Here is a 19,493-nt window from a genome sequence, read left to right as displayed (position 1 = left end):
AGTACGTTATAATCCATCTATAAAATAAATAGTTAGCTACACTCATATAATCGCGGGGATATGGCCTGCAAGTTTCTACCGAAGTACCGTAAATACTTTGACTATGAGTGAGGACGAATATATTTGCTTGTTTAGCATTCTTTTTTGCGAAACTCCAAAAGCGCGTCTCTCACTTGTAACGAGTGGTGGCGGCTTTTGGAGTTTTTTATTGCATAAGAGGGGGAACAAACATGAAAGTATTACAAGAAAAGATTTTGAACGAAGGAAAGGTTTTATCTGGTGACGTATTAAAGGTAGATGCATTTTTAAATCATCAAATTGACCCAGTACTTATGCAAGAGATCGGAAAAGAATTTGCTAAACGTTTTAAAGAAGAGAACATTACAAAAATCGTGACGATTGAATCTTCAGGCATTGCACCAGCAGTTATGGCTGCATTAGAGCTTGGCGTAAAAGTAATCTTTGCAAGAAAACGTAAATCGTTAACGTTACAAGATAATATGTACGTTGCAAACGTATACTCATTTACGAAGCAAGAAACGAATGAAATTTCATTATCTCGAAATCATATCGATGAAACTGATCGCGTTTTAATTATCGATGACTTTTTAGCAAACGGTCAGGCTGCTTTAGGTTTAATGAGTTTAGTAGAGCAAGCAGGAGCAAGTATTGCAGGTATTGGTATTGTTATTGAAAAAGCATTTCAAGATGGAGGAAAGAAGCTTCGTGAACAAGGAGTTCGTGTTGAGTCACTAGCAGAAATTGCATCACTTGATAACGGCACAGTTACATTTGTACAGCATGAAACTGTGGAGGTGAAATAAGCGATGAAGCAACATCCATTTAAAATCGCATCACTTGGTATGCAGCATATGCTTGCTATGTATGCTGGTGCAATTATCGTTCCGCTTATTGTGGGCGGTGGACTTGGTTTAAATCAAAAAGAGTTAACATATTTAGTCTCAATTGATTTATTAATGTGCGGCGTTGCGACAATTTTACAAGCATTATCAAATCGCTTTTTCGGTATTGGACTTCCAGTTGTGCTTGGTTGTACATTTACAGCGGTTGGGCCGATGATTGCAATCGGAAAACAATACGGAGTGTCTTCTATTTATGGAGCAATTATTGCTGCCGGGTTATTCGTTGTTATTTTTGCGAAATTATTTGGAAAGCTTGTAAAACTGTTTCCACCAGTTGTAACAGGATCTGTCGTTACCGTAATTGGAGTTACACTTGTTCCAGCGGCAATTAATGATATGGCTGGAGGAGTGGGAAGCAAGGATTTCGGTAGTCTTGAAAATTTAGCATTAGCATTTGGTGTGTTGTTATTTATCATCATTATGTATCGTTTCTTTGACGGATTTATCCGTTCGATCTCTATTCTACTAGGTCTATTGTTCGGCACAATTGTTGCAGCATTTATGGGGAAAGTAAGCTTGCAAGCGGTTGGAGAGGCTGATTGGTTCCATGGTATTCAGCCATTTTACTTCGGTACACCAACATTTGAATTGACGCCAATTATTACGATGATCTTAGTTGCTTGTGTAGGGATTGTAGAAGCAACAGGTGTTTACTTTGCATTATCTGATATTTGCAATAAAAAGATCGGTGAAAAAGAATTAACAAAAGGCTATCGTGCAGAAGGGTTAGCGATGGTATTAGGTGGTATTTTCAACGCGTTCCCATATACAACATACTCTCAAAACGTAGGACTTGTTCAATTAACTGGAGTAAGAAATCGCGTTATTATTTATACTTGTGGTGGTATGTTAATCGTTCTTGGTTTCATTCCAAAAATCGCAGCTATTACAACTATTATTCCAAAATCAGTACTTGGCGGTGCAATGTTAGCGATGTTCGGTATGGTAATGGCATATGGTATTAAAATGTTAAGTAGCGTTGATTTTGGTAAACAAGAAAACTTATTAATCGTTGCATGTTCTGTCGGAATTGGACTTGGAGTTACAGTCGTTCCTACTTTATTCTCACAACTTCCTGAAAACATTCGTATTTTAACAGATAACGGAATTGTACTTGGAAGTGCGTCAGCAGTACTTTTAAATATCGTATTTAATATGGTGCCGCAGCGTAAAGTGAAAGTAAAAGAAGAGCCAGTTCCGATGCAAAGTGCAGTAAGAGAAGCATAAAAAAGCAAGGTCTCGTTATGAGACCTTGCTTTTCTTTTTCAGTGGCATCATTTTCCCGTACGTACCAAGACGCCAAATGTACTCAAGTGGCCCGTATTGATAACGTGACAGCCACCAGCGGCTAATAAAGATTTGCAACGTGTAGAAACCGATGCAGAATAGTGGTCCTACCCATAATGGAGCAAGATAATCATTTTTGAACAATAGTCCGAATACAAGTAACGTAACAATTGTATGTGAGATGTAATTTGTTAACGCCATTCGACCAACGTATTGGAACGGACGTAATAATGTTTGCCATTTTTCTTTTTGTAATAAACGCATGAGCGTGAAAATGTAGAAGATGAATAATGTCTTTCCGCTAAACATTGTAAAGGCCTGCATATAAATTGGTTCATAAGATGGTTTTGATAAGAAATAACGGACCATGAAGAACCACATTGGCAATGTTAAAATGAACATAATAATTTGCCATTTTTTAAGCTTTGGATCTAACTCTTTCGTACGACGGAAAATATCCTTTTTACCGGCATATAAACCAAGTAAAAATAGCCCAACTGTTTCTGGGAGCATGAATGCGTTTAGTCCAATTCCATCAGCATAAAATGCATGGAAACGATTTTGTATTTGTGACACCCAGTCTTCAAGTGGCATGATTGGTAAGGATAACCCAAGTTCCTCCTTTGGTATGAAGGCCATACCAATACTAGCAATTAGCATAAGAAACTGAAAAATACTTAATAAAACGATTGCCCATATTAAAATGGTACGAGGTTCTCTCTTATAAAATAAAAATAAGAAAAATCCAGCGATTGCATACGTATGTAAAATGTCTCCGTCCCATAAAAGAACGTAATGTAAGAAACCAAATAATAATAAAATAAGTAAGCGACGAACAAATAAAGTTTTTGGACGATCGGTTTTCGCTTCAGCACGAGTCATAAAAATGTAAAAGCCTAGGCCGAATAAAAACGAAAAGATAGTATAAAACTTCGTTTGAATAAACATATCGTAAAATAGGCGAATGTAGCTGTCTATCCCTTCGTAAATCCCTGAAATATCACGTGAGTCAATCCCGGCGATAACAGGCCAGTTCACAAGAAAAATACCTAATACAGCTATTCCTCTAATAATATCGATGGAGTGTATCCTCTCGCCTTGTGTAATATTTTGTGTCATTATTTTCCTCCTTGTTAAGTAATTCCCTTTTATTATACAAAATGTAAGGTGGAGGGTATAGGGGAGATTTCCATTTTTTTTTACTATTAAGTTATGTAAGATGAGATATAATAAGAGTGCACAACAAGTTTTAACCTTCTTCAAAACAGGCAGTAAAGCTCCTTCTTATAAGGGGCTTTCTTTATAAAAGGTGTTGATAATGATTCTCTTTAATGATAAAATGTATTCAAAAGTGATAATCATTATCAAAAAAGGTTGGTGCATCAGTATGGTATATGCATTAGTAGCAGGTACGGTAGCTGTATATGCAGTTATTGCAAAGCATGTTTTAAATGGAGTAGGAACAGCAAAATGAGTGATATGACATAAAATCCCTTTCATTTGTAAAAAGAATGAAAGGGATTTTTTATTTTTAATGAGAATATGCTGAAAATTTAGTATGATAGTAAAGTGAAACTGTAATCAATGAGGGGATGTATCTCCTAATGATTATGAACTCGCAAATAGCGGGGAAAGTATATACATCTTGGATAAAGGGGAACAAGGGGATGACAAACATAGTACAGACAAACGGTATGAAAAAACTTGTTTGTTTTTATGAAGAGTGGCAAAAACACGGCGATGCAGAGAATAGTTTAAAGTTGTTTGAGGTGATTCAAAAATATAAGCAAGAGCAGCTTATGATTGCGTTCTGCGGTCACTTCTCTGCAGGGAAATCAACGATGATGAATCATCTATATAAAGCGCAGTTGTTACCGACAAGTCCAATTCCGACAAGCGCTAACGTTGTCAAAATTGAAAAAGGGATGGATCGTGTTGTTGTAACGGTTAAATCTGGAGAACAGTACGAGTATGACGGTGCATATTCAGCTGAAGAATTAAAACAAATTTGTAAAGACGGTGATGAGGTAATTGGTGTTCACATTTATCGGAATGATGCGCCAATTCCTGAGGGTGTTATGTTAGTTGATACACCAGGGATTGATTCAACAGATGATGCCCACCAACTAGCGACAGAATCAACGCTGCATCTAGCAGACGTAATTTTTTATATGATGGATTATAATCACGTCCAATCGGAAGTGAATTTACAATTTGTTAAAGAATTGAAACAACGTAATAAAACGGTTTATCTCGTTGTAAATCAAATAGATAAACATAAAGAAAATGAATTATCGTTTGAGGATTATAAAGATAGTGTAAAACAATCGTTCTCTAACTGGGATATTGAAGTAGATGGAGTGTATTATACTTCATTACGAATGATGAACCATACACATAATGAAATTGGAAGCTTAGAAACATTAATTACTTCTATTATGAAAGAAAAAGAGCAGTATGTAAGAGATGGAATGGAGCGAGAAACAGAATATTTAATGGGGGAACATTTCTCATTTATTCTTTCTGAAAATGAAAAAGCTCTTTTGAAATATGAGGAAGAGTTAGCATCACCGCTTTCCATCTCAGAGATAGTGGAAAAGAAAGAAGAGCTAACGGAAATTAAACATCACGAGGCTAGTAAAGAGTCTCACGTGAGAAACGAATTTATAAAAGGCTTACAAGCTATATTAGATAACGCGTATTTAATGCCATTTGAAATGAGAGAATTGGCAAATGCGTATTTAGAAACGAAATTAACTAAGTTTAAGGTCGGTTTGCTATTTGCGAAAGGAAAGACGGAGCAAGAAAAGCAGAGACGTTTAGATGCCTTTTATTCTGCCTTACAAAAGATTGTTGAAACGCAACTTGATTTCCATGTGAAAGAATTTATTGTTACCTTCTTAAAGGAAGAAGGATTGTTTACAGAGGAAATTGGGAAAGACATATATGCTTTAGAAATTGCTTTTAGGCCAGAAATGTTAGCTGAAGTCATTAAGCAAGGTGCAGGTTTCACAGGTGATTACTTACTTCTTTATACAGCGGATGTAGCGAATGAACTGAAGAAACGTTATTTTACAAAAGCACAGCAAATTTTTGATAAAAGTGCAGTTGTTTTAAAGCAAAAGGTGAAGGAAGAAGTTACTCGTATTGAAGAAGAGATAGAAAAATATACGATGTTGCAAACAGCAAAAGAAACGAAGTTGCAATACAGTAACAATTTGGAGGCATATGAAAGTTATTTGCAAAATGTTTGGCACGAGCGTATTGCTACACCAGAAGGATTGCAAATAGAGGAGATATTGCAAAGTAAAACACAAATTGTTAGTGAGAAATTCACACTACAAGAACAGGAAAGCGTAAACAGTAACGTAATGGCCCGTGAGGAAGAGATAAAAGGAACGGCAGCTTTAAATATTCAGCGTATATTAGAGAAAGTGAAGAAAGCTGAAACGATATTAGAGCCATTGCCAGCGCTGAAACACGTACAACAAGAGGTAATAGAAAAAAGGCGTCGTGTGGAAACGAAACAATTTACAGTAGCGTTATTCGGAGCTTTTAGTGCTGGGAAATCATCATTTGCCAATGCATTGCTTGGTGAGAAGGTACTTCCTGTGTCGCCAAATCCGACGACGGCAACGATCAATCAAATTTTGCCAGTTACAGAGGAAAAACCACATGGAACAGTAATCGTTCAATTTAAATCAAAGCAAGCTCTATTAGAAGATATGAAAGCTGTTTATAAGCTGTTTCATTATGAGATTACTACGTTAGATGAAGCGTTAGCACAAATTGATAAAGTTATGAAATATCCTTCACCAACTGGGAAGCAAAAAACAACATTTAGTTTTTTACGAGCGGTACAAAAAGGGTATGATACGGTTTCTGCTCATTTAGGAGAGCAAGTACAAGTTACGTTAGAAGAGTTTGCTGATTATGTAGCGAATGAAGAAAAATCATGTTTTGTTGAGTACATGGAGCTGTATTATGATTGTGCTTTAACAAGGCAAGGAGTAGCGCTTGTAGACACACCTGGAGCGGATTCTATTAACGCCCGCCATACGGACGTTGCGTTCCAGTATATTAAAAACGCGGATGCTATTTTATTTGTAACGTATTATAATCATGTGTTCTCTCGTGCTGACCGTGAATTCTTAATCCAGCTTGGTCGTGTAAAGGATACGTTTGCTCTTGATAAAATGTTCTTCTTAATTAATGCGGCCGATTTAGCAGAGTCTGAAGAAGAACTTGAAATGGTAAAAGGGTATATCGCAGACCAGCTACTGCAATACGGTATTAGAAATCCACGTTTATTCGCAATTTCAAGTTTATGTGCGCTTGAAGAGAAACAAGGAAAGAATATTGAAAAAGAAAAGTACGGTATATTACAAAACTCTGGGATTGCGAAGTTCGAGGAATCATTTACATCCTTTATGATGAGAGATTTAATGCTCGTATCTGTTCATGCTTTATATGGTGCATTGCAAGGAGCAGATCAGCTTTTAGTAAATATGATAAATGGTGCAAAGCAAGGGAATGAAGAGAAAGAGAAGCAAACGAAAAAATATGAAGCAGAGCGTGATCAGCTACTTCATATTATTTCATCATATAGTGTGCTTGCTGAAGAGCAGGCGATGCAAAATGAAGTGAAAGAATTGCTGTATTACGTGCAACAGCGTCTATTCCTACGCTATAACGATGTGTTTACTGAATTTATTAATCCAGCATCCCTTCGAACGGATGGAAATGTGAAAGTACAGTTGCAACAGTGCGTTATGGAATTAGTAGCATTTATTCAGCATGATTTATTACAAGAAATGCGTGCGACATCATTACGCCTTGAAAAATGGATAGATGAAGCGATGAAACGTGCAAAGAATGAAATTGTGGTGAACTGTAAAGTAGAAAATGAATCAATTTCTATGAGTGGAACAGTGGATTATGAATATAAAGATATTACACATAAAGAACCGTTCCCTTCAGTTGAAATAAAAGATTTCAAAAAAGCATTGGCACATTTTAAAAATGAAAAAAGCTTTTTTGAAAAAAATGATAAAGCTTTCATGCAAGAAGAGGCTAAAGTTGTATTAGAGCCTTTCGTATCAAACTATGTAGCTGATGAAAAAGATTTATTTGTTCATCATTATGAGCAAGAATGGGATATGAAATGGAACTTATTCCAAAAAGTGATGCAGCAAGATGTGATGAACTACTATGAAAGTATATTATTTGCATTAGCGGAAACGATTGATGTATCACTATATGAACAAAGTAAAGAACAATTGCAAAAGCAGTTAGTGGAGATTGAAAAAGAAATTTATGTGATTTAATTGTTATGAGAAAAAGATTCGTTCAATTTTCTTTTGCAGTACTGTATCTAAAGATTTGACAAACCCAGCAAATTCATCGGTAGAAATCATATGAGTAAGAACGAGTCGTCTGCCGTCTGGTGTTTCACCGCATAAGACGAATGAAGAAAATTCATATGTTTTGTTTTCTACTACTAATTTTGGATAGGAATACGTGTCGCTTTTCTTCTTCTTTCCATCAATAGAGATGACGTTGCATTTTTTCTCATTGTTGTCCATGGTGAATCCCTCCTTTCTATTACTTATGGTAGACAAGGAGGGATTAGAACAATAGGGAAAGGGGAATTTTTTATGAGTGTAGTAATAGAGTATGTTTCGAAAGAAGCTATACCGAAACCTTTATTATTGCTTGCTGATCCAAGTGAGGGGCAAATTGATGCATATGTACAAAGAGGCTTAACATATGTAGCTAAGCAAGAGGAGCGTGTTATCGGTGTATATGTTCTTTTGGAAACAAGGCCGAAGACGATGGAGATTATGAATATTGCGGTTGTAGAGCATTTGCAAGGAAAAGGTATTGGGAAGAAGCTAATAAGTCATGCCATAGAAACTGCTAAAGGATATGGTATGTCAAAACTTGAAGTTGGTACAGGCAATTCTAGTGTTTCACAAATTGCTTTATATCAAAAATGTGGATTTCGTATTTTTTCTATTGATTTTGATTACTTTTCGAAGCATTATGAAGAAGAGATTATTGAAAATGGGATTGTATGCCGTGATATGATTCGGCTTGCAATGGAATTGAATTAGAACGTATAACTTATTTAGGGGGAAGAGAAGATGGAAGTACATAAAGCAATTACAGCACATTCTCGTAAACAAAATGAAAGTGTAAAAGCATGTTTACAATTAGATGCGCAGCGTGAAGCAGCTATTGAAGCAGCCGTATCTCTTGCGTCAAATGGGAAAGAATTTTCGGTTGATGTCATTAATGTTGTAACAAAGCAAATTAATGATCTTGCAAAAAATGGTGTTACCTTGCAGCGTAAATATGTTACAGAAGAAATGGTTATGGAGTATGTAAGTCGTTTGCAAGAGAAAGAAGGTCGTTAAAGATGATAGTTACAGTCGAATGGTTACGTGAGCATATAGAAGATGAGAATGTCCGTATAATCGATTGTCGTTTTGATTTAGCGAATCCTAATTGGGGTAGAGAAAAGTATGAGGAAGAACATATTCTTCATGCGTTATATTTTGATTTAAATTTAGATTTATCAAGTCCTGTAACAGAACATGGTGGTCGCCATCCATTGCCGCATATTGAGGCGTTTGCAGACAAGCTTTCGCAAGCTGGTATTGATGAACATACGACAGTAATTGCATATGACAGTCAAGCAGGTGCAAATGCTTCTCGTCTCTGGTGGTTATTAAACTATGTAGGACATGAGAAAGTATATATATTAGATGGCGGATTTCCAGCTTGGAAAGAGAATGGACTACCGATAACAACGGAAATTCCTGTTGCTAAACGGAAAGCATTCAAAGCAAATGTACAAGATCATATGCTTGTAACGATGGAAACGGTGAGAGCGAATATTCATGCAGGTGCAAATGTTACGTTAATTGATTCTAGAGAGCCAAAACGGTATGCTGGTGTAGAGGAACTTGTGGATCCAAAAGCGGGACATATTCCAACAGCAGTAAACTATTTTTGGAAGGATGGAATTGTCCAATCAGGACAATTTAAGAATGAAGCTGAGCAACAAGAACGATTCCAAAATCTTTCGAAAGATAAGGAAACAATTGTATATTGTGGTTCTGGCGTTACAGCATGTCCAAATATTCTTGCATTGAAATTAGCTGGATTCCAAAATGTTAAATTGTATGCAGGTAGCTGGAGTGATTGGATTTCTTACCCAGAAAATCAAATTGCAAAAGAAGAAGATTAATCACTTGCATGCAAAAATAATTTGTATTAAAATAAGGTCACAAGCAAGAAATTGCTCGAAAAACTTTGTATTTTACACATTGGAAACAATGTGATAATATAACGACAAGTAAATAATACATCCTGCGGTGTACGTAACTTATTTATGTCTAAAACCGATGTTAGTTATACGGAAGCTCAATATTTAGCGACCATCATCAAGCCTTCCTAGTGGAGGAAGATGTACGGTAACTGTGAGGGCATCCACCTGCGAGTAGCGGGTTTTTGGACATTTACGAGGAGCGGCACGTGCGGGGGTCTTATTTCAACTAACATTATATAAAATTCCTACGGTGTACGTAGCTTATGTATGTCTTAAACCAATAAGTTTAATATGGAAGTTCAATATTTAAATGTAGCTAACATGCCATCTTTTTAAGAAGGAAGTTACAAACATTTGTGAGAGCATCCACCTGTGAGAGCAGGTTTATGGACATCTAGAGAGAACGGCATATGTGGGGCTAAATAAAAACCTTACGTTTTATACGTAAGGTTTTTTTGTTGCATAAATGTATCCATGTTATCCCGCTTTAATGGGCGGTAAGACCCCCACCTCAAAATGTAGCGAAAGCAAAGAAGTTAGGTGGGGGTCGGCCTGCCCATAAAAGTCCGATTAGTGAGGGCTGATTAAAGTTTCACTTTATCTCGACTCACCCGTGAAATTTCCATAATAAATATAGCACTTTCTGTCTTCATCAATCTCTCTTGAATCTAAAGTGAACTCCATATGCGTGCCGTCGCGCTTAATATATATAATATCTGAATGAAGAGATGGTAAAATTTCTTCATAGTTCCATACATCTTTACTTTCAATTAAGTTTGAACTCGTATCCTTTAGCTCTCTAATTTCAAAACCGATGTGGAAGTAAGTAGGATCTGAAGGATCATTAGAAAAGGTTTCTTGCTGAATATATATAACTGCTGTTCCGTCTGGATCTACTGAAGTTGCAGTAACAACATATGTATTTTTATCTTTTATAAAATATTCACAAGTCATGCGTGCGATAATTTCAGAATTAGAAATATTTGCGTAGTTCCATAAAGCAGGATACCTTTTCGTTTCATCATTAAGTCGATATTCTAAGCGCATTTTATCCTCTTCTTCCTTTTTCTTCTACTTTATCATGCCATCCTATATAATAGAAATAGAATTTAAAAAGGGGAGTGCGAAGGTGACAAAAACGAAATGGCTAGTAGGTGGTGTCGTAACGTCTTTAATGACTGGCACCTTATTTGGCTGCGCACAAGATCTTCCCTCAAAACCGAATGATACTAGTTGTTCAGATTGGGATTGGGATGATGAACTTGGGGTATGGCAGTGTGATGATAGTAGTTCAGGTTATCGTGGGCATTATTTCTATGGTGGGAGATACTATCAAAATAAATCCGCTTTTAAAAATTCATCGGCGTTTAAATCGTATCAATCGTCTGCGGAATTTAAAGGTGGAATTGGGAGCGGTGCAAAGGGAGGATTTGGGGGCTAACATATGTCGCAATACATAAGAGAACGAAAAGAGTTTTATTCGAAATATCCGAATTTTTGGTCGGATTTATATGAATGTGAATATAGTTTGTTTCATGTTTTCTCTATAACAAATGAGACTATGAAACAATTACAAGTAGCAACTGAACGAATGGGGAAAATATTTTTTAAGACTGCTAGGCTTTTGCGTAATTTAAGTGACGAACAGCTTCTTGAACTTGGTTTTCCTCCTGCGAGCTTAACGTTCATTAGAATGAAAGGATTATATCCTGAATCTGTTATTTCACGATTTGATTTTGTTTTAACTGATGATAACCAAATTAAAATGCTTGAGTTTAATAGTGATACGCCAACTTTTATTATGGAATGCTTTCAAATGAATGGCAAAGTTTGCGAAAAACTAGGCTACGATAATCCAAACTTGGATCAAGAACGATTGCTATCTTCTGGTGTTACAAAAGCCGTTATGGAAGCGACAAAGGGAATAGATAACCCAAATGTTGTTTTTACAGCACATCATGAACATATTGAGGATTGGAATACGACTATGTATTTGAGTCAGTTATGCCATGTTGAAAATAAAGTAGTGCCAATGTCAGAACTTAGAATTACAAAAGATGCTTTAGTGGATAGCGATGGAGTACCGATTGATGTTTTATATCGTCAAACATATCCGATAGAAGATTTAATTGAGGATCAAGATCCTGAAACAGGAGACTTGGTAGGTGTGGAACTGTTGCAACTTGTAAAAGCGGGAAAGCTTTTTATAATAAATCCTTTGTCAGCATTTTTACTTCAGCCCAAATCAATTCAGTGTCTAATTTGGGGATTAGCAGAAGAAGAGGCCTTTTATACAAATGAGGAACAACAGTGGATTAAAGAATATATGTTACCTACATATTTAGAACGAGATGTATTTGTAGGAAAAGGTTCTTTCGTTCAAAAACCTTCATTTGGTAGGGAAGGGGACACAATTACCGTTCGAGATAAGGACGAAAATATTATGATGCAAAATGCACACCAAACGTATAAAGCGTCACTGCCGATATTTCAAAAATATATAGAACTTCCAGTCGTATCCTTGGAAACAGAGAAAGGGATGGAGAAACTGTCGTATGTGTTTGGTTCGTTTTTAATTGCTGGAAAAGCAAGTAGTATCGGTATTCGCGCTGGGGAAAAAATTACGGGGAATGAATCGTACTATTTACCGGTAGGAATAAAAAGGAGGAAAGTATATGATTAATTTTTTATTATATTTAGCAGTAACACTGGGACTTTTATGTATTGGTCTTTTCCTGATGGAAGTGACAACGAAAGTAAAAGAATTTAAGTTAATGGCTCAAGGAAATAAGGCGGTAAGCTATGTACTTGGAGGACGATTACTTGGGTTAGCTATTGTTTTATATTCGACAGCAGCTAATTCCATTTCACTTCTTGATATGGTTTCGTGGGGAGCTGTTGGTATTTTGGCTCAAATTATTGTTTATTATTTAGCGGAATGGCTTACACCACGCTTTAATATAAACAAAAGTCTTGAAGAAGATAATCAAGCAGTCGGTCTGTTTCTTATGTTTTTATCACTTTCCATTGGGATTGTAATTGCAGGTTGTATAACTTATTAAAAATTTTACGTTCAAACGTAAAGTTTTTTATTTTTATATATGTTAGTTTGCCATACCGTTTGAAAAAATTGTAGGCTACTGTTGACATCTATTTTAAATAAGAGTAACATTTTCTATGTAATAAAAAATAAGTCTCTGTTAGGTGAGGCTCCTGTATAGAGAAATGCTACTGCCCAAAAATGTCGAGAGACGCCAATGGGTCAACAGGAATGATCGAATTAAGGTTTTTCTTAACGTAGCTGGTAATGTACCTATGCTATACAGTGCTAAAACTCGGCGAGGGAGAGGTCCGTAGATTTCTAATTGTATTAGGAATCGTTTATTTGTGTATGTCATGACCTTTACTCTTTTCGGAGTAAGGGTCTTTTTGTTACAAAGCTATGAGTAATTTCATAGTATAAACTATAAAATTAAACGAGGAGGTGAGGAGCATGTCAAATTCTGACTCGGTTCCGTTACCCATATACTTCAATTCAAAAATATATGATGTAGGCAGGAAACGACTTGTTCCTCCCTCTATATTTATCATAATGTAGCGTTTATATGCATGTTTAAGCGCTAGACACTGTTACGGTAAAGTGGATAAATTGAGAAACAAAGCGTTTCTTCCTATGTTGTACAGGAGGAGACGATAATATGTTATATGCAAACAAAACTGTGGGTAACACGTCATATAAATTAAGTAAAAAATCAATGAAAGAACAAACAATGCTTCAAAAAAATAAAGATTTATTAATTGAAATCGCAACGAGAGATGTAAAATCTGTATTTGCATATTTTAAAACAACAAGAGACGGATTATCTATGAAAGAGGCACAAAAACGTATTCAAGTATACGGCCGAAATGAATTAACTTCAAAAAGAGCGCGTATTGCGGAAGTAATGATGAAGCTAAGTGGAATGATTCCAGGTTTTTCAAAACAACATGTGCGTGATGGATCACAATGTGAGAAAATTACCGTGTCTCGAGTAGAGTGTTCTAGTGTAACAGGGTTAAACGGTGAATTAAAAATGATGAATTTGCCAGTACAAGAGCTTGTTCCTGGTGATATGATTTTTCTTTCAGAAGGTGATATAGTACCAGCAGATGTACGTATCATTTACGCGAATGATTTATTAGTAAATGAATCTGTGCTAACAGGAAAAGATACAAATATTGAGAAATTTGAAAGCTGCTATCACCTTGAGCGCAAAAGATTTATTCCTTTAAAACGAATGAAAGACTATAATCCACTTGAACTTGAAAATGTATGTTTCAAAGGGACGTATATTGTTGGCGGAAATGCAAAGGCTGTAGTTGTTTCGACTGGGAAAAATACGTATTCAGGAATTCTTCATACTTGTTGTAGTAGAATGTCTTAATGTGTAAATGATGCTAAATATACAAAAACAATGTATAATAGACAAAGTTGAAAAAACGTAGAATGGTAATCTATTTATATAACCTTACGTGATGACGTGGGGTTATTATTTTTTGTAGTAGGAGAGGGATTATGAAAAAAGTATTATTAGTTGATGGTATGGCACTACTATTTCGTGCTTTTTACGCAACAAGTGTCTACGGACAATTTATGAAACGACAAGATGGTACCCCTACAAACGGGATTCATGGTTATATGAAACATTTATTAACAGCTATGCAAGCAATTGAACCGACACATATCGTAACATGCTGGGATATGGGTAGTACGACATTTAGAACAGAATCGTTCTCAAATTATAAAGCGAATCGTGCAGCGCCGCCTGAAGAATTAATTCCGCAATTTGATTTAGTACAAGAAATGACTGCGAAATTGTCTATTCCAGTTATCGGTATGAAAGGGTATGAAGCGGATGATTGTATCGGTACGCTTGCAAAACAATACTGTAATGAAGCAGAAGTATATATTTTAACAGGCGATACGGATTTACTTCAGCTTGTTGATAAGAACGTTACAGTTATGCTCTTGCGCAAAGGTATCGGAAATTACGAATATTATACAACAGAGAAAATCATGGAAGAAAAAGGTGTGGAGCCTTGGCAAATCGTGCATGCGAAAGCGTTCATGGGAGATACGAGCGATAATTACCCAGGTGTAAAAGGTATCGGTGAAAAAACAGCGTATAAACTGATTCAAGAGCACGGAACAGTAGCAACTGTACTAGAAAATGTAGCATCATTAACGAAAGCGCAGCGTACAAAGATTGAAAGTGATTTAGAGAACTTAAATATTTCATTACAATTAGCGCAAATTCACTGTGAAGTTCCAATTTCATGTTCACTAGAAGAAGGATTACACACAATGGATGAAGAAAAACTTAGATTCGTTTGTGAAGAAATGAATTGGGGAAGACCTGAAATATTAATCAATATGTTATAAATACTAGAAAGACCGATTATAAGTAAAATGAATCGGTCTTTCTTTTTTTGCGTGTTCACAAAGTTGTCAGAAAATAAACGGAATTTTCATATGAAGTTCAAATAGAATTCACAACAATCAATTATTATAAGGGCAACCAGATAATACTTTATTTTTTATCCCGCTTTAATGGGCAGTAAGACTCCCACCTCAAAATTCAGCGAAAGCAAAGAATCTAGGTGGGGATCAACTGCCCATAAAAGTCCGATTGGTGAGGGCTAATAATCAATGGGGATGAAGAAAACCCCTACTGATTAAAGTTTCACTTTATATAAACCATCTCCCAAGGAGGAAAATGAAAATGAGAAAAAAAGTGAGAAAATCTTTTAAACAATTATTAATTGAAAATAAACAATCACTATTAAACAATAAAGAAAATATGAAAGAAATTGAAGAAAGAATTGAGAAACGACATGTAGCATACAGAGTTGCTAGTAATTGAGTATGATAATTTTGCATATGAAAAAAGCTTGTAGTTTGGATAGTATCCAAACTACAAGCTTTTTCTTTTTTTATTTCCACCAAATCCAAGCCCAAAAGTAATTTCGTATATTTCGAGGAGTAATACGTATAAAACGTTCCCCGTCAAAGAAGCAATATAAATTTGGAAGTGTTTCATCTGGATTTTCTGAAATAAAGGTGACGATATTTTCATTGCTTGTAACGGTTACTGTAATTGGTGGGTCGGTAGGTGAAACTTGAAGTTGTAATGAAATATTCGCCGTGTTTTTAAATTCATTAGTAACAGGTGGGCTTATCACTTGTACTGTGAATAACACGATAATTGTTTCGTTTGGTTCCAAATTAGCAGCGACTAGGAAACCGATATTCGGATTTGCTAGTGGAGAGCGTTCGCCGTTAATAAAGACAGTACCGTTCATAAATTGTAAACCTGCTGGAATGGTATCTTGTAAAGAAACATTTGAAAGTGAAATATCAGAAGTATTCGTAATGCGCACCGTATAATTAAAATATTGGTTTAAATAAGCTGAGCTGACGGAAGCATCTTTCACTACTGTCACAGTTACAAATTGAACTGGTATACGAACGATATTTGAATTAACAATAAAAGTAATAATTGGGTCCTGCGGTGTCAATTGGAATGCGGCTGTGACGGAAGCAGAATTAATAATTGTACTGTTTGAAGGAATAGAAGTGACGAGAACTTTAAATGTTATCGTTGCTACTGAATCAGCTGGTAAAGCACCGATATTCATACCAGTGTCTGGACGGACATTTGGAACCGGAGTGCCGTTAATTGTTACGCTGTTTTCTATAAATGTTGTACCAGTTGGAATGGTATCTAAAATAGAAGTACTTATTGTAGGAATAGGGGAATGGTTCAATACCTCTAATGTGAATGTAATAACATCCCCTATAACGGCGATAGATGTGTCAGTTGTTTTGTTAATACGAACCATAGGATCAACCACTGTTGTTGTAACGACATTTGTTTGCTTTGTAATGGTAATAGGTGGTTCATTCGGGTCAATGGTAACGGTATAGGAAACAGAAGCATCGTTATGAATTGCTGGTTGAAGAGTTGAAGAAGATATTGTTACTTGGAAAGTAATGATAGTAGATGCATTAGGAGCAAGATTTCCTAACGAAATACCTTTTTCAGGATTCGCATTAGGCTGATTGATTCCGTTAATCGTAACGCTACCCGTAACGAAGGTAGTATCTACTGGTGCGGTGTCTATGGCAAGGATATCTTCAATAGTCACATTACCATTATTCGTAATTGTAATTGTATACGTTATAGTTTGACTAGGTAATGCATTCGTAGCATTAACAGACTTTATGGCAAGGACATTATCATTTTGGACAGTTGTTGTGACGGTATTTGTTGTAGTTGTATTCGTAACAGGCACGTTATTTGGGTTGACTATATAGTTAAAGGTAGTAATGGCTTGGTTGGTCAGTTCATTTGGAGTTGGGATAGAAGTCACGGTTACTTGGAATGAAGCGATAGCATTTCCGCCAACAGTTATAGAACCAATTGGTATACCACTTACTGGATTAACTCCCGGAAGAGTTTCTCTGTTTACAACAACGCTATTCTCTACAAACGTAGTACCTTGAGGAATCATATCTTGAATGATTACATCATTTGCTGCAACATTACCAGTTTGATTGAGTGTAATCGTATACGTTAACGTGTCACCGACTGTTGCAAATGCAAGGTCAACAGCTTTATTACTATTTAAATTTGCATGATGAATTGCTGTTACGGCAGCTGATGAAAGAATAGTTTCGGTAATAGGCGGCTGGTTTGGTATCGTGTATTGGTATTCAATTGTACTCGTGTTAGAGATTGGATTGGTTTGCGGAATCGAAGTAACTCGTACTTGGAATAGAATAGTTGCTGTCGTATTAGGTGGAATGTTATCAAGTTGTATCCCGTTAAGTGGATTGTCATTTGGACGAGCAGTTCCATTTACAATAACACTATTCTCTATAAAGCTCGTATTTGATGGGATGATATCAGTAACAATAATGTTTTCTACTTGTATATTCCCATTATTTGTGATGGAAATTGTGTAAGGGATAATCGTTTGTAGATCGGCATATTGGATAGGCGTTGTTTTTGTTGCAATTAAATTAGCAGAAATAACTTCAGTGAAGGTAATATTACTAGTCGATATTTGTTCTTCGCCACTAATTGTATAACGAGAAGTTGATTGGTTTTGGATACGACTGCTAGCTGGAAGAGATACCACAGTAACGGAAAACGTGACAGGGATAGAAGCGTTAGGAGCAATCGTTCCTACAAGTATACCGGCACTTGGGTTCGCGTTAAGCTGAGGAATATTGTTTACTAAAACGCTACCTTCTATAAAGGTAGTTCCATCAGGTATATTGTCTGTAAATAAAGTAGCAGTAGCATCTGTGTTTCCTATATTTGTTAAATTTGTTGTATAAGTTAAAGTGTCACCAATCGTTACAGAAGTTAAATCAACAATTTTCAGTGAAACGATATCAGCGTCGTTAATTTGAACGAAAGTAGTATTGGAAGTAGTGGATTTTTGAATTGGTGCAAAGTCAGGATTGAAAATAAAGTCGTAGACGATGTTTGCAGTATTAGGCGTTGGATTTACAGCTGGTAAATTCGTAACGGAAACTTGAAACATTATTGTAGTCGCTTGACCTGACGCAATATTAGGAATGGAAAATCCGATATTTGGATCTGCTGCAGGAAGTACAGTATTGTTAACCGTGACACTTCCTGGAATAAATACTGTTCCATCTTCTATAGTATCTGTAAAAAAGATGGAGTTAGTTGCAGTGGATCCGTTATTTTGAATGAATACTGTATATTCAACGGTTTCATCAATATTTGCTAATACTTTATTAGCGGATTTTGTAGCGATAAGAATAACATCAATAAATTGTATATTTGTAGTATTGGAAGAGGTCGTTTCTGAAATTGGTGGTGCGCTTTGTTCCGGTTGATATTCATAGTGAATGACAGCGATATTATTAATATTATTTTGTGATGGTATAGAAGTTACATTTACTTGGAACGTAACAATAATCGTATTGTTTGGAAGAATGATATCAAGATTGATACCGGTACTTGGATTTTCATTAGGTCTTGGTATGCCATCTACAAGGATGCTATTTGGAACGAATGTGGTGCCAGCGGCAATTGCATCAATTAGGAGAGTATTTGTAATAGGTACTGTACCAGCGTTTGTAACGGCGACTGTATACGTGATGATTTGACCGATGCGTGTAATGGATCTATTGGCGGATTTAATTGCACTAACATTTGCTGTTCGCACTTCAGTATTTACTGCATTTGATAACGATCTACGCTGAATAATAGGAGAACTAGGGTCAATTTGGTATTCATACGAAGTGTCTGAAATGTTAATGACTGTGTTGCCGGAAGGGATACTTGTAAGTTGTACTTGAAATGAAATAGTGACTGTTTCATCTGGTTGTATCGTGCCGAGAGTTACTCCGTTTTCAGGGTTCGCACCAGGCTGAATGACATTGTTTATTGATAAGCTATCTTCAATGAATATAGTACCCTCTGGAATATTGTCAATGAACACAGTATTGTTAGCTGGAATAGTTCCTATATTTTGTAGTGTATTTGTGTAAGTGATATTTTGCCCGATGGATACGAAAGTAACATTCGCCTGTTTAACAGAAATAATATTTGCATTTTGAAGTGATGTTGTAACGATATTAGAATTTGCAGAGCGATTCACTGGTGGAGCTGTAGGAATACTTACATATTGGTAATTTGCAGATGATTGATTTACAATTTCGGTTTCAGTTGGTGGATTATTTGTTTGTACTTGAAATAGTATCGTTTTGGAACTGTTTGGTGGAATCGTTCCAATTGGTATTCCGTTTTCTGGATTTGTACCAGGCTGAAGTATACCGTTAATTGTGACACTGTCTGGAACGAATGTAGTCCCAGCTGGAATAGAATCTGTAAAAGTAATATTTATTGCGTCAACATTTCCGG

16 protein-coding genes, 2 other RNA genes, 1 pseudogene and 2 riboswitches are annotated in these 19,493 nt (G+C 36.0%); of the genes and pseudogenes, 15 read left to right on the top strand and 4 right to left on the bottom strand.

Annotated features, from left to right (window positions below; translation table 11 throughout):
- The first annotated feature begins 22 nt into the window (after positions 1-22).
- A riboswitch (purine riboswitch) is annotated at positions 23-124 on the top strand.
- Positions 125-230: 106 nt separating this feature from the next.
- Both BAQ44_RS13315 and pbuX read left to right on the top strand, forming a co-directional pair.
- Entirely contained in the window at positions 231-824 is a 594-nt protein-coding gene (locus BAQ44_RS13315; RefSeq protein ID WP_061679497.1) for a xanthine phosphoribosyltransferase, read from the top strand.
- A gap of 3 nt (positions 825-827) precedes the next feature.
- Positions 828-2,150 (top strand): xanthine permease PbuX, encoded by a 1,323-nt coding sequence (gene pbuX, locus BAQ44_RS13310; RefSeq protein WP_071721957.1) that lies wholly within the window; start codon positions 828-830, stop codon positions 2,148-2,150.
- A 15-nt stretch (positions 2,151-2,165) separates the two neighbouring features.
- On the opposite strand, the gene BAQ44_RS13305 is transcribed toward pbuX, so the two are convergent.
- Positions 2,166-3,329 carry a DUF418 domain-containing protein gene (locus BAQ44_RS13305; RefSeq protein WP_071721956.1) on the bottom strand — a complete coding sequence of 388 codons (1,164 nt, stop codon included), beginning with the start codon at positions 3,327-3,329 and terminating at the stop codon, positions 2,166-2,168.
- A gap of 199 nt (positions 3,330-3,528) precedes the next feature.
- Between BAQ44_RS13305 and BAQ44_RS31040 the strand changes: the two genes are divergently transcribed.
- A complete protein-coding gene (locus tag BAQ44_RS31040; RefSeq protein WP_169833826.1) occupies positions 3,529-3,684 on the top strand; it encodes a hypothetical protein in 156 nt (51 codons plus the stop codon).
- A 193-nt stretch (positions 3,685-3,877) separates the two neighbouring features.
- Positions 3,878-7,537 carry a dynamin family protein gene (locus tag BAQ44_RS13300; protein ID WP_071722001.1) on the top strand — a complete coding sequence of 1,220 codons (3,660 nt, stop codon included), beginning with the start codon at positions 3,878-3,880 and terminating at the stop codon, positions 7,535-7,537.
- Between the two features lie 3 nt (positions 7,538-7,540).
- Here BAQ44_RS13300 and BAQ44_RS13295 read toward each other — a convergent pair whose 3' ends face one another.
- Positions 7,541-7,795, bottom strand: coding sequence for a DUF3931 domain-containing protein (locus BAQ44_RS13295; RefSeq protein ID WP_000369740.1), 255 nt, complete (start codon positions 7,793-7,795; stop codon positions 7,541-7,543).
- Positions 7,796-7,867: 72 nt separating this feature from the next.
- Here BAQ44_RS13295 and BAQ44_RS13290 point away from each other — a divergent pair, with 72 nt between their 5' ends.
- The 5 genes from BAQ44_RS13290 (at position 7,868) to ssrS (BAQ44_RS13270) (ending at position 9,969) form a co-directional block, all read left to right on the top strand.
- Complete coding sequence (locus tag BAQ44_RS13290) at positions 7,868-8,326, top strand: GNAT family N-acetyltransferase (protein WP_071721955.1); 459 nt, start codon at positions 7,868-7,870, stop codon at positions 8,324-8,326.
- Positions 8,327-8,356: 30 nt separating this feature from the next.
- Positions 8,357-8,629: a YpbS family protein gene (locus BAQ44_RS13285; RefSeq protein WP_000451820.1), complete on the top strand. Its 273-nt coding sequence runs from the start codon at positions 8,357-8,359 to the stop codon at positions 8,627-8,629.
- 2 nt (positions 8,630-8,631) lie between these two features.
- A complete protein-coding gene (locus tag BAQ44_RS13280) occupies positions 8,632-9,465 on the top strand; it encodes a sulfurtransferase (RefSeq protein ID WP_071721954.1) in 834 nt (277 codons plus the stop codon).
- A gap of 116 nt (positions 9,466-9,581) precedes the next feature.
- Positions 9,582-9,764, top strand: a non-coding RNA gene (gene ssrS / locus BAQ44_RS13275) — 6S RNA.
- Positions 9,765-9,785: 21 nt separating this feature from the next.
- A non-coding RNA gene (gene ssrS, locus BAQ44_RS13270) (6S RNA) lies at positions 9,786-9,969 on the top strand.
- 174 nt (positions 9,970-10,143) lie between these two features.
- Here ssrS (BAQ44_RS13270) and BAQ44_RS13265 read toward each other — a convergent pair.
- Positions 10,144-10,593 (bottom strand): hypothetical protein, encoded by a 450-nt coding sequence (locus tag BAQ44_RS13265; protein ID WP_071721953.1) that lies wholly within the window; start codon positions 10,591-10,593, stop codon positions 10,144-10,146.
- 82 nt (positions 10,594-10,675) lie between these two features.
- Between BAQ44_RS13265 and BAQ44_RS13260 the strand changes: the two genes are divergently transcribed.
- The 6 genes from BAQ44_RS13260 (at position 10,676) to BAQ44_RS13235 (ending at position 15,449) form a co-directional block, all read left to right on the top strand.
- A complete protein-coding gene (locus tag BAQ44_RS13260) occupies positions 10,676-10,987 on the top strand; it encodes a hypothetical protein (RefSeq protein WP_071721952.1) in 312 nt (103 codons plus the stop codon).
- 3 nt (positions 10,988-10,990) lie between these two features.
- The gene (locus BAQ44_RS13255; protein ID WP_071721951.1) at positions 10,991-12,229 is read left to right on the top strand and encodes a glutathionylspermidine synthase family protein; all 1,239 of its coding nucleotides are present in this window, start codon (positions 10,991-10,993) and stop codon (positions 12,227-12,229) included.
- Positions 12,222-12,608 (top strand): DUF350 domain-containing protein, encoded by a 387-nt coding sequence (locus tag BAQ44_RS13250; protein WP_000606861.1) that lies wholly within the window; start codon positions 12,222-12,224, stop codon positions 12,606-12,608. Before BAQ44_RS13255 ends, BAQ44_RS13250 begins: the two co-directional genes overlap by 8 nt.
- Before the next feature lie 127 nt (positions 12,609-12,735).
- A riboswitch (M-box (ykoK) riboswitch) is annotated at positions 12,736-12,901 on the top strand.
- 343 nt (positions 12,902-13,244) lie between these two features.
- Complete coding sequence (locus tag BAQ44_RS13245; RefSeq protein WP_063263214.1) at positions 13,245-13,970, top strand: P-type ATPase actuator domain-containing protein; 726 nt, start codon at positions 13,245-13,247, stop codon at positions 13,968-13,970.
- A gap of 131 nt (positions 13,971-14,101) precedes the next feature.
- A complete protein-coding gene (locus BAQ44_RS13240; RefSeq protein WP_071721950.1) occupies positions 14,102-14,968 on the top strand; it encodes a 5'-3' exonuclease in 867 nt (288 codons plus the stop codon).
- 340 nt (positions 14,969-15,308) lie between these two features.
- Positions 15,309-15,449, top strand: a complete 141-nt coding sequence (locus BAQ44_RS13235; protein WP_001228045.1) for an FbpB family small basic protein — start codon at positions 15,309-15,311, stop codon at positions 15,447-15,449.
- Between the two features lie 70 nt (positions 15,450-15,519).
- On the opposite strand, the pseudogene BAQ44_RS13230 reads toward BAQ44_RS13235, so the two are convergent.
- Positions 15,520-19,493: pseudogene (locus BAQ44_RS13230) on the bottom strand (DUF11 domain-containing protein); the annotation flags it as partial.

Origin of the sequence: Bacillus mobilis (genome assembly GCF_001884045.1) — a bacterium.
GTDB lineage: Bacteria > Bacillota > Bacilli > Bacillales > Bacillaceae_G > Bacillus_A > Bacillus_A mobilis.
Note: the sequence above shows the minus strand (reverse complement) of the source record. Positions and strands in the feature narration are given on the sequence as shown.